This window comes from Nocardia brasiliensis IFM 10847, assembly GCF_000710915.1.
GTDB lineage: Bacteria > Actinomycetota > Actinomycetes > Mycobacteriales > Mycobacteriaceae > Nocardia > Nocardia brasiliensis_A.
The window spans coordinates 1-10699 of the sequence record NZ_BAUA01000126.1; the positions used below are offsets into that span (position 1 = coordinate 1).

Genomic DNA, 10699 nt, shown 5'->3' on the forward strand with positions numbered 1-10699 from the left:
GTCAATCCGGCCTACTTCGGTTCGTGGTTCCCGTTTCCCGACAACACCCAGCTGGACTGGGACGAGCTGGGCAACTGCGATTTCCTCTACGTCTCGCATCTGCACCGCGACCACTTCGACGCGAAGAACCTGGCCGAGCACGTCAACAAGGACGCGACCGTGCTGCTGCCGGACTACCCGGTGCCGGATCTGAAGCGCGAGCTGGAGAAGCTGGGCTTCACCAAATTCTTCGAGACCGAGGATTCGGTCAAGCACACGGTGACCGGTCCGGGCGGCGATATCGACATCATGATCATCGCGCTGCGCGCGCCCGCCGACGGCCCGATCGGCGACTCCGGGCTGGTCGTCTCCGACGGCGAGACCACCTGTTTCAACATGAACGACGCCCGCCCCGTAGACATGGACGTGCTGCACGATGCGTTCGGGCACATCGATATCCACCTGCTGCAGTACTCGGGCGCGATCTGGTACCCGATGGTCTACGACATCCCGAACCGCACCAAGGCGAACTTCGGCAAGCAGAAGCGTCAGCGCGGCATGGACCGCTGCCGCAGTTATATCGAGCAGGTCGGCGCGACCTGGGTGGTGCCGTCCGCCGGTCCGCCGGTGTTCCTCGACGACGAACTGCGCTACCTGAACGACGACCGGGGCGACGAGGGCAACATCTTCCCGGACCAGATGGTGTTCCTGGAGCAGATGCGCATCCACGGCAACGAGGGCGGGATCCTGATGATCCCCGGCTCGGTCGCCGACGTGCGCGGGCGCGAACTCGAGCTCACCCATCCGTTCGAACCGGGCCTCATCTACGACAACAAGGCCGAGTACATCGAGCTGATGGCGCAGCGCCTCGCGCCGGTGCTGGCGGCCGAAAAGGCTTCCTGGGCAACGAATGACGGGCCGCTGCTGGAGCCGCTGCGGGCGCTGTTCGAGCCGATCATGGCGCAGAGCGATCTGATCTGCGACGGCATCGGCTACCCCGTCGGGCTGGTGCTCGGCGACGAGACCGTGGTGCTGGACTTCCCGAAGCGGGTGGTGCGCGGGCCGATCGAGGGCGAAGGCAAGTACCGCTACGGTTTTCGCATCGCGCCGGACCTGGTGCGCACCGTGCTGCGGGACCGGGAACCGGACTGGGTGAACACCATTTTCCTGTCCACCCGCTTCCAGGCGTGGCGGATCGGCGGCTACAACGAATTCCTCTACACCTTCTTCAAATGCCTCACCGATGAGCGCATCGCCTACGCCGACGGCTGGTTCTCCGAGGCGCACGACGATTCCGCGTCCACCGAACTGGACGGCTGGGAAGTGCAGCGGCGTTGCCCGCACCTGAAGGCTGATCTCTCGAAATTCGGTGTGGTGGAAGGCAATACCCTCACCTGCAATCTGCACGGCTGGCAATGGGACCTGGAATCGGGACGGTGCAAGACGTCCAAGGGGCACGAATTGCGCTCACGCAAGCTCTGACCCGCCGAGTTGCCCGGAAAACTACTGCTTTCAGGGCCGACGTCCCAGGTCTAGCGTTGCGTCATGCACGACGACGTCTTCCGGTCCGCCCTCTGGCTGCCGCTGTTCGACGAACTCGCCGACCCGGTCGTGGTCGCGCGACTGGCCGCCGAGGCCGAGGAAGCCGGATGGCACGGCGTGTTCGTGTGGGACCATCTGCGCTGGCAGGCACCGGTCCAGCAGGCGGCCGACCCGTGGATCACCCTGGCCGCGATCGCCACCGCCACCGAACGCCTCCGGTTCGGGCCGATGGTCACCCCGCCGGCCCGCCGCAGGCCGGCGAAGCTCGCCAAGGAGACCGCGACGCTGGACCAGCTCGGCGGCGGTCGCCTCACGCTCGGCGTCGGCCTCGGCAGTAATCGGTTCGGCGACGAATTGCGCGCTACCGGCGAGGAACTCGACGACCGCCGGCGCGCGCAGATGCTCGACGAGTCGCTTGCGATTCTCGCCGCGGCCTGGTCGGGCGAGCCGGTGCGGCACCATGGACAGCACTACACGGTCGATGACGTCTCATTCCTGCCCAGACCGGTGCAGCGCCCCGGCGTGCCGGTGTGGGCCGCGGGATTCCCCGGGAAGGTCGCGCCGCTGCGCCGCGCCGCCCGTCTCGACGGATTCTTCCCGGTCAACCTCGAACACCCGGATCAGGTCGCCGAGATCACCGACACGCTCACTGCTCTGCGCGCCGAACCCGCGACGCCATACGACATCGCGGTCGCGCTCCCGGCCGGCACCGATTCGGCACCCTATGCCGCAGCGGGCGCCACCTGGTGGCTGGCGGAATTCGAGCCGGACACAGTGACACTCGACCAGGTGCGGGGCGTACTCCGCGACGGGCCGGTGGATCCCGAAAAAGGTTGATGATGCCGAAGCCGTTCGATTCACCTGCCGCGTAGGTTATGTCACCCCGCGCGCGTGTCAGCCGACGGACACACGCGCGGGACGACGATATGCGCGCGGGAAGGTGAGACATGGCCGGTGGTCGTCGGGTGAGGACGCGGAGGCCCGGGGTGGTTGGCGGTAGCGTGCCAGGGGTGACGGCGCGGGTGCGGGTGGGTTTGGGCTGTGCGTTTTGTATCGGTGCGGGGGTGGCGGTGCAGGGGCGGATCAATGGGGCGTTGGGGGCGCGATTGCAGGATGGGATTGCGGCCGCGGTGATCAGTTTCGGTTCGGGATTGCTGATTTTGGGGGCGGTGTTCGTGCTGAGTGGGCGGATGCGAACCGGGTTGGGGCGAGTACGGGCCGCGGTGGTGACGGGCCGTTTGCCGATATGGCAATTGCTGGGTGGATTGTGCGGGGCGTTCTTCGTCGCGTGTCAGGGGCTCACCGTCGCGGCGATCGGGGTCACCGCGTTCACCGTGGCCGCGGTCGCGGGACAACTCCTGAGCAGTCTGGTGGTCGATCGGCTCGGCTTGGCGCCGAGCGGGCGCACCGCCATCACACCACTGCGCTTCGGGGCGGCGGCGCTCGGCATATTCGCGGTGCTGCTCGCGGGGCTCGGCCGGGCCGCGACGCCGGGTGGCGGGCTCGCGGTGCCGGAGTCGTTGCGGGGGGCACCGATCGTGCTGCTGATCGTCTTGCCCGCGCTGGCCGGAATCGGTCTGGCGTGGCAGCAGGCGGTCAACGGGCGGGTCGGCGAAGTCGGCGGGCCCTGGTCGGCGACGGTGGTCAACTTCGGTATCGGGCTCGTCGCGCTGGTCTGCATCGAGGGCGCGATCCTGCTCGGTTCCGGCCTGCCCGCCGAATTTCCCACGCAGCCTTGGCTTTACCTCGGCGGGGTGATCGGCATCGCGTTCATCGCGTTGGCCGCCGTCACCGTTCGGTGGATCGGTGTCCTCCTGCTCGGCCTCACCTCGGTGGCGGGCCAACTCCTGATGTCCGTTGCCTTGGATGTCGTAACGCCTACTGCGGCAGGGCTTTCCGTAACCACAGTGGCCGGCGGCTGCCTCACCTTGCTGGCCGTCGGCATCGCCGCCCGCGGGCAGCCGTAGGGGCCCCGCTGACGACGCCGGAGTGGTACTCGACCGCCACCCCGCCGGTCGTTCCACCTCTGTCGGCGCAATCCCTATCCCGCGCGGAGTACGGGGCGGGCGTAGGTGTCGTGGCGGGCGTAGGTGCGGTCACCGCCGTTGCGGGCGATGGAACCGCGGACCAGGCGGGTGCGGACGCGGGCGCCGAGGTTTTCGCTGAAGCGGGTGGCGCCGGGCAGGATTCGGCGGGGCACCTCCAGTGCGCCGTTCACGACGGCGGTCGCCAGCACCGCGCTCTGGAAGAAGCGGCTGTCCGGGAGGCCCAGGAAATCGGCGTTGCTGCGGCCGAGGATGATCCGGCTGTAGGCCACCATGTAACTGGTCAGCACGGCGCGGACCGCCCTGCGCGGCGCGGTGGTGTTGTCGATGAACAGCCCGCCCGCCGCGGGAATCAATGCCTGGGCCAGGCGTTGGGAATCGGCGTCGGGGATGAATTCGGTGTCGGCGAGAATCCAGAACGCACGCCAGGTATCGGTCTCACAGGTCGGCAGGATTTCCTGATCGATACCGAGCAGGAACCCGACATAGCGCCACAGCTGGAAGACCGCGTCCTTCTCCTTGGGCGAGAAACGCAAGCCGAGTGCCTGCGCGCCAACCAGATTCGCCATCGAGAACAGGCCCAGGGTGCCGACAGTGAGCACCTGGTTGACCGGGTGATCCCACGCGTCGTAGTCCCAGTCGGGCCTGCGGTTCATGCCCGCCCGCACCAGCGCGTGCATCAACCGGACCCGCAGCACGCTCTTGTAGCCGACGGCGTTGCGTGCCAGCCCGCCCGGCGTCGTCACGTCCAGCCACCACTGGGTGGTTTCGGCGAGCCGGCGCGGCGCCATCGCATCGAGGTCGCCGGTGCCGACGAGGGTCTTGTCCGCGCGGGACGCGAGATAGCCGCCCATCAGGGCGAACATGCCCATCGCGATGCCGCCCCAGACGCTGGTGCGCCCGACCACCCGGGCCCCGCGGTCGATCTTGTCCCGGTCCAGCCAGTACGGGTCCGCTTCCACCTGTCCGAAGAAGGCGGTCAGTTCCGCGGGCGCGTCCGGCACCGCGTCGATGCCGCGTTCCACCGCGATCTCGAACATGCGGCGCCCTTCACCGACGGGCAGCCGTTTGAACATCGCGACCACGTCGTCCGCGAGCGGGTCTCCGACCTGTGCGAAGCGACGGAACGAATCACGTTGGGCGGCGGTGCAGCTCAGATCGCCGGGCGCCAGCACCGGCACCGCGTATTTGAACGGGAACTCCGTGAACAGCTGCGGAGTCGGCAGCTTCTGGTTGTCATGCGCCATTGCACTTCACCCGTCGGATCGAGGTTCGGCTCGGGGTCGAGCACATTCTGACAAGACCGTCCCACAAAATCGGATATCTGGCAAGGATGTATGCCAGAATGGTGCCGTGGCTACCACCTCGCGGTCCTACGGCGGCGTGCCCATCGAGCAGCGGCGCGCGCGTCGTCGTGCGGCCCTGCTCGACGCCGCGCAGGAACTCATCGGCACCTCGGGTTTCGCCAAACTGACCGTCTCCGGGCTGTGCACGCAGGCCAAACTGTCCGAGCGGTACTACTACGAGAGCTTCACCGACCTCGACACCGTGTTCAGCGAGCTGTTCGAGCGCATCGTCGACGAGATCGGCCAGGCCGTGGTCGCCGCATTCGTCACCACTGCGGCCGATATCCGCGCCAAGACCCGGGCCGCCATCGCCGCAGCCGTCGACCTGATCGCCGACAGTCCGCGCAAGGCGCGCATCGTCACGGTCGAAGCCCAATTGAACCCAGCCCTGCTGCAGCGCCGCGCCGAGGTGATGCGTTCCTTCGCGGGCATCATGATGGCGGTGTGCGCCGCCGAGGTCGGCGCGCAGATCGTCGAAAGTGCCGGGGAACAGGCCGAATTCGCGGCTACCCACCTGCTCGGCGGCCTCTGGGAGACCACCAACAGCTGGCTGTCGGGCACCCTTCCCATCTCCCGCACCGACCTCATCGACCGCTCCACCGACCAATTCCTGCTCACCGCAGAGCATTTGATCGGCGCACCGCTCACGCAGTGAGGATTGCGCCGGCCGCCGGCCGACAGCGGGCACCGTTTCCGAGCCCGCTTCGACGGTGACCCGCGGAGCCGCCATGAGGTTGCGATACCAGGCCGGGTGGTGCGGGCTGCCGCCGTGCGTGCCGAAAACGGCCCAGCTGTCGCCGAAGCCCGGGACACGGGATCACCAGGAACCTCTCATTCAGTGAGTGCGGGCTTCGGCGGGAGCCAGGCGGGGGTGGCCAGGGCCATGGGCAGGAGGGTGGCACCCAGGAGGGCGACGGTTATCGGGAGGGGGAACACGGTGGCGGCGAGGGCGGCGAAGACGAAGACCACCAGGGCTACGACCTCACCGAGCAGGCCGGAAACCGAGGTGACGGTGGCGCGGGCCGGACCTTGGATGGCGTCCTGGAGCCGGGCCGCGGCGACGATGCCCGCGTTGTACACGATGCCGTAGGACAGGCCGATGGCGGTGAAACCAAGGCCGGCAAGCAGATACACGACGCCCGGTTGGTGCGCGGCCAAGCCCGTGATCAAGGCGCCGCCGACGAACAAGCACCCACCGGCACCGACTGCGTGAGCCATGGTGCGCGCCGACATCCCTGCGGTGCGCCCGGCCAGCAGCGAACCGGCCAACGAGCCGACGACCGTGAGACCCACCAGCAACGGCACCACCGCCGTGGTGACGCCGACCGCCGCGGCCAGCAACGCGAAATATTCGTCGAACGCCGTCACGCCGAACAGCAGCGCCCCGAGGAACACGCCGTTGCGCACCGCCCGCACCCGAACAGCCTCCCCCACACCGTTTCTCAACATCTCCAGGTAGCGCGCGAACGGGCTCGCAGCGTTGGGCGTCGCCGTATCGATCCGGCCGCGCTCGTCAGCCGACGCTCGATCGGCCGCGTTCGAGGTGACGTCCGCCGGCCGCGAAAATTCCGCGCCCGCCTCCTCTTCCAGCTCATCGATGTCGGCGGCGGAAACGGATTTGGGGGCGGCGGGCAGCGACAGGGCGAGCACGGTGTGCAGCGCGGCGAAACCTACGCTGGACCAACCGATCAGGGCATAGCCACCCCAGAGGTAGAGCGGAGCGGCGGCGACGATACCGATGACGATGGCGGTTTCCGACGCGGCACGGGTGTAACCGAGCAGGCGTGGATAGGCCGACTGTGCGCCGCGCGCGACCAAGTCGTCGTACAGCAGCGCTTCGAAGGTGCCGGACGCCAAAGCGCCTGCCGCGCCCCACAATACGAATCCCGAGGCGAAACCGAAGTAGGTCGGGACCAGGGTCCAGAAGGTAAAGCCGGCGGTCAGCAGGATACCGCTGAGGACGAGCAGTGCCCGGCGCGAAACGGTATCGGCCCACGCGCCGGAGGGCACCTCCAGCAGGAACGCGGTGATCGACCAGATCGCGAACAGCGACGAGATCTGCCCCGTGCTCAACCCGTGCTCGGCGAACAGCAGGGCGTACACCGCATAGAACGGAATCAGCTCGCCGATGCCCTTGAAGAGCACCACCCGAACCGCGAGGGAACGAACTGTTCCGGTGCTACCCGTCAGCCGGGCCAGCACCGTCCGGACAGATCAACAGCCGTAGACGAGCAAACGCATGTCCCCAGCATGCGCATCCGTCCCTGCCCGGGTCAACCGCTTTATCCCGCCCAGCCGGATCGGCCTCAGCCGAGCGGCAGCCATCCGTTGGCGGCGTGCATGGAATCCCCGTTGCCGAGTTCGCGATCATGCGCGCCGGGGCCGACCCGCCCCTGGTTCTCGTTGAGGTCGCTGATCAGCTCGGCGACCGGATGCGAGTCGCTGTAGTGGTAGCCCTGGGCGAGTGCGAAACCGAGTTCGGTGAGCACCGCGGCCTGGTACTCGGTTTCCACGCCTTCGGCGATGACCTGCAGATCGAGGGCGCTGCTCAGCGCGGCGATCACGCCGAGCAGCGGCGGCGCGGGCGAATCGGAGCGGATCGCGGCGACGAAGGACTGGTCGACCTTGAGGATGTCGCTGGGCAGCGTGGCGAGCCGGCTGAGCGAGGAGTATCCGGTGCCGAAATCGTCGATGGCGATGCGCACGCCCCGCTCGCGCAGCGTGTGCAGGTTCGCGATGGCGGTCTGTGATTCGGCGGCGAGTTCGCTCTCGGTCACCTCGAGCACGAGCTGGTGGGCGGGCCAGCCGGTACCGGCGAGGATGCCGGCGACCCGGTCGGCGTAGCCGGCTTCGGCCAGTTCGAGCCCGCTCACGTTGACGTTCAGGGTGAGGTCGAGTTGCGCGAAGGTGTCCTGCAACCGGGCGGCGTCGGCGCAGGCGCGGCGCAACACCAGCTCGTCCAGATCGGAGATGAGGTCGTATTCCTCGGCGACGCGGATCAGGCCCTCGGTGGTGACATCGGGTTGCGCGCTCGACGACCAGCGCAGCAACGCCTCGACGCCGACCGCTTTGCCGCCGCCCTCGGTGAGGCTGACGATCGGCTGGTAGTGCACGTCGAGAGCGCCGCGGTCGATCGCCTCGCGCAGTTCCACCGCGAGCGGCAGTTGCCGCGACGATTCGAGCACCGTCCGGTTGCGGCCCGCCTGCTTGGCCCGGTACAGACCGACATCCGCGCGACTGACCAGCAGCGAGCCGGATTCGCCCGGCTGCCAGGAGGTCACGCCCGCCGAGCACCCGGTGGTCACCGCGGCGCGCAGCTGTTCGGTGAGCAGGATGGCCGCCTGCTCGGTGGTGTTCGGCAACAGCAGCGCGAACGCGTCACCGCCGTAGCGGGCCAGACGCTGTTCCGGCGCAAGCAGTTTCGACCAGGTGTCGGCGACGCGCTGCAGCACGGCGTCGCCCGCGCGGTGGCCGAGGTGGTCGTTGATCTTCTGGAAACGGTCCAGGTCGACGAGCACGAGGGCCAGTCCCTGACCGGTGCGCGAGGCCTGCTCGATCGCGGAGTTGAGCGCACGATCGAAACCGCGGCGGTTCAAAAGTCCGGTGAGCACGTCGATATCGGCTTCCGACGCCATCCGGGTGAGGATCCCGACGACGATGCCGACGCCGAGCGTCACGCCCGCGGGGATGAGCCCGGACCACCACGGCAAGCCCGGCTCGACGGGGCGCGCCGGCAGCACCCACAGACACAGGACCAGCGCGAAGGCGATGTGCGAGGCGGCATACGACCACGCGAAGAACAGCGCGGCATCGCAGGCGATGAAGACGTAGAACGCGGCGAGGCTGATGGCGCCGACAGTGTTCGGGAACGCGTAGACCGCGATCGTCACCAGCACGGTCGCGATCGCGACGTACATGTGGTGGATCGAGTGCGGCAACCGTGGGCCCCAGGCGAGCAGGGTGAGTCCGAGCGTCAGCGCGATCGCCGCAGCCGTGCCCACCAACGGCCGATTACCCTCGTCGCCCGGGGCGATCGCAGTAATCAGCAGACCCAGCACACCACCCATGACGTAGAACGCCCCGGTGGTCCGAGCCATGACCATAGCTGTCGCCAGCGCCGATGCCGCCCGCACCCGGGTTCGGGTATCGCCGCGCGCCCCGATTCCTCGCACGGGGAACAGCCTAGACACAACGAATCCCGACGGTTGCCACATCCCGTGAATCCGGCATGGCGAACAGGTAGCTATTCACGGAGACGAAACATATTCGGACCGTGCGCAGGGTTCCACACCGGACCCGGCCGGTCCGGTCAAACCCGGTGTGCGCAGCGAACGTTGGGCGTCGTCACCGCGGCGGTGTCAGCACCTCGGTGCCGACGAACGGGACCAGCGCGGCAGGCACCCGCACCGAGCCGTCGGCCTGCTGGTGGTTCTCCAGGATCGCCACGATCCAGCGTGTCGTCGCCAGCGTGCCGTTCAAAGTGGCTGCGATCTGCGGTTTTCCGTTCTCGTCGCGGTAGCGCACGGCGAGGCGACGGGCCTGGAAGGTGGTGCAGTTCGAGGTCGAGGTGAGTTCCCGGTAGGTCTGCTGGGTCGGCACCCAGGCCTCGCAGTCGAACTTCCGCGCGGCCGAGCTGCCGAGATCGCCTGCGGCGACGTCGATGACCCGGTAAGGCACCTCGACAGCGGCGAGCATGTCCTGCTCCCAGGCGAGCAACCGCTTGTGCTCGGCGTCGGCCTGCTCGGGCGTGGTGAAGACGAACATCTCGATCTTGTCGAACTGGTGCACCCGGATGATGCCGCGGGTGTCCTTGCCGTAGCTGCCCGCCTCGCGCCGGAAACAGGTCGACCAACCCGCGTACCGCTTCGGCCCGCCGCTCAGATCGAGGATCTCGTCCGAGTGGTAGCCGGCCAGCGGCACCTCCGAGGTGCCGACCAGGTACAGGTCGTCCTCTTCGAGGTGATAGACCTCGGCCGAGTGCTGCCCGAGGAACCCGGTGCCCGCCATGATCTCGGGCCGCACCAGCACCGGCGGGATCATCATGGTGAAGCCGTTGGCGACCGCGCGCTGGGCAGCCAGCTGCAACAGACCGAGCTGGAGCAGCGCCCCGTAACCGGTCATGAAGTAGAAACGCGCGCCCGACACCTTCGCGCCGCGTTCCATGTCGAACAGCCCGAGCGAATCGCCGAGCTCCACATGGTCCTTCGGCTCGAAGTCGAATTCCCGTGGCGTGCCGATGGTTTCCAGGACGACGTAGTCGTCCTCGCCGCCGGCCGGCGCACCCTCCTGCACGACGTTCGAGATCGCGCGCTGGGCGGCGTCCAGGTCGGCGTCGGCCGCGTTCTGCGCGACCTCGGCGTCCTTGACCTTCTGCGACATCTCCTGCGCCTGCGCGAGCAGGGCGGGCCGTTCCTCTTTACTCGCCTTGCCGATCACCTTGCCCATCGCCTTGTGCTCGGCACGCAGGTTGTCGGCGGTGGCGACGGCGGCACGGCGCGCCGCGTCGGCCTCGAGCAGGGCATCGACGAGGGCGGGGTCTTCGCCGCGGGCGCGCTGCGAGGCACGGACCGCGTCGGGGTTGTCCCGCAGGAATCGGAGGTCGATCATGGGCATTGAGCCTAATGGTCTGGGGATTGTTGTTTCACGCCGATATCCCAGGATGTAAACCACCGGCCGAATCGCCCGGGCATAGTTGCCGGATGGGCACAACTTTCGATGAACCCGCGATCGATGAGGTGTTGACCGAGCTGAGCGCGGGCGAGAAGGCCTGGGCCCAGACCTCGCTGC

The 10699-nt window shown here is 68.1% G+C and carries 8 protein-coding genes and 1 pseudogene; 4 read left to right on the top strand and 5 right to left on the bottom strand.

What is annotated here, in order from left to right; all coding sequences use genetic code 11:
• The 3 genes from NBRGI_RS26625 to NBRGI_RS26635 all read left to right on the top strand — a co-directional run.
• On the top strand, positions 1 to 1461 hold a 1461-nt coding region (locus NBRGI_RS26625), incomplete at its 5' end, for a Rieske 2Fe-2S domain-containing protein (protein WP_029899953.1).
• 63 nt (positions 1462 to 1524) lie between these two features.
• The gene (locus NBRGI_RS26630) at positions 1525 to 2358 is read left to right on the top strand and encodes an LLM class flavin-dependent oxidoreductase (RefSeq protein ID WP_029899954.1); all 834 of its coding nucleotides are present in this window, start codon (positions 1525 to 1527) and stop codon (positions 2356 to 2358) included.
• Positions 2359 to 2531: 173 nt separating this feature from the next.
• Positions 2532 to 3488, top strand: coding sequence for a DMT family transporter (locus NBRGI_RS26635; protein ID WP_235211112.1), 957 nt, complete (start codon positions 2532 to 2534; stop codon positions 3486 to 3488).
• Positions 3489 to 3562: 74 nt separating this feature from the next.
• Here the strand turns inward: NBRGI_RS26635 and NBRGI_RS26640 are convergent, their stop codons facing one another.
• Positions 3563 to 4813, bottom strand: a complete 1251-nt coding sequence (locus tag NBRGI_RS26640; RefSeq protein ID WP_029899956.1) for an oxygenase MpaB family protein — start codon at positions 4811 to 4813, stop codon at positions 3563 to 3565.
• 106 nt (positions 4814 to 4919) lie between these two features.
• On the opposite strand from NBRGI_RS26640, the gene NBRGI_RS47665 reads away from it, so the two are divergent.
• A complete protein-coding gene (locus NBRGI_RS47665; RefSeq protein WP_029899957.1) occupies positions 4920 to 5567 on the top strand; it encodes a TetR/AcrR family transcriptional regulator in 648 nt (215 codons plus the stop codon).
• A gap of 27 nt (positions 5568 to 5594) precedes the next feature.
• On the opposite strand, the pseudogene NBRGI_RS49680 reads toward NBRGI_RS47665, so the two are convergent.
• From NBRGI_RS49680 to serS, 4 genes and pseudogenes are all read right to left on the bottom strand, one after another.
• Positions 5595 to 5699, bottom strand: a pseudogene (locus tag NBRGI_RS49680) (nitroreductase/quinone reductase family protein); the annotation flags it as partial.
• A 44-nt stretch (positions 5700 to 5743) separates the two neighbouring features.
• The gene (locus NBRGI_RS26650) at positions 5744 to 7060 is read right to left on the bottom strand and encodes an MFS transporter (protein ID WP_029899958.1); all 1317 of its coding nucleotides are present in this window, start codon (positions 7058 to 7060) and stop codon (positions 5744 to 5746) included.
• A 158-nt stretch (positions 7061 to 7218) separates the two neighbouring features.
• On the bottom strand, positions 7219 to 9084 hold the full coding sequence (locus NBRGI_RS26655) for a putative bifunctional diguanylate cyclase/phosphodiesterase (protein ID WP_235211113.1): 1866 nt from the start codon (positions 9082 to 9084) through the stop codon (positions 7219 to 7221).
• A gap of 172 nt (positions 9085 to 9256) precedes the next feature.
• Positions 9257 to 10519 (bottom strand): serine--tRNA ligase, encoded by a 1263-nt coding sequence (gene serS, locus NBRGI_RS26660; protein ID WP_029899960.1) that lies wholly within the window; start codon positions 10517 to 10519, stop codon positions 9257 to 9259.
• Positions 10520 to 10699: the final 180 nt, after the last annotated feature.

Coding starts and splice junctions, on each gene's coding strand:
- NBRGI_RS26630 (WP_029899954.1), top strand. CDS start 1,525: ATGCACGACGACGTCTTCCGGTCCGCCCTCTGGCTGCCGCTGTTCGAC.
- NBRGI_RS26640 (WP_029899956.1), bottom strand. CDS start 4,813: ATGGCGCATGACAACCAGAAGCTGCCGACTCCGCAGCTGTTCACGGAG.
- serS (WP_029899960.1), bottom strand. CDS start 10,519: ATGATCGACCTCCGATTCCTGCGGGACAACCCCGACGCGGTCCGTGCC.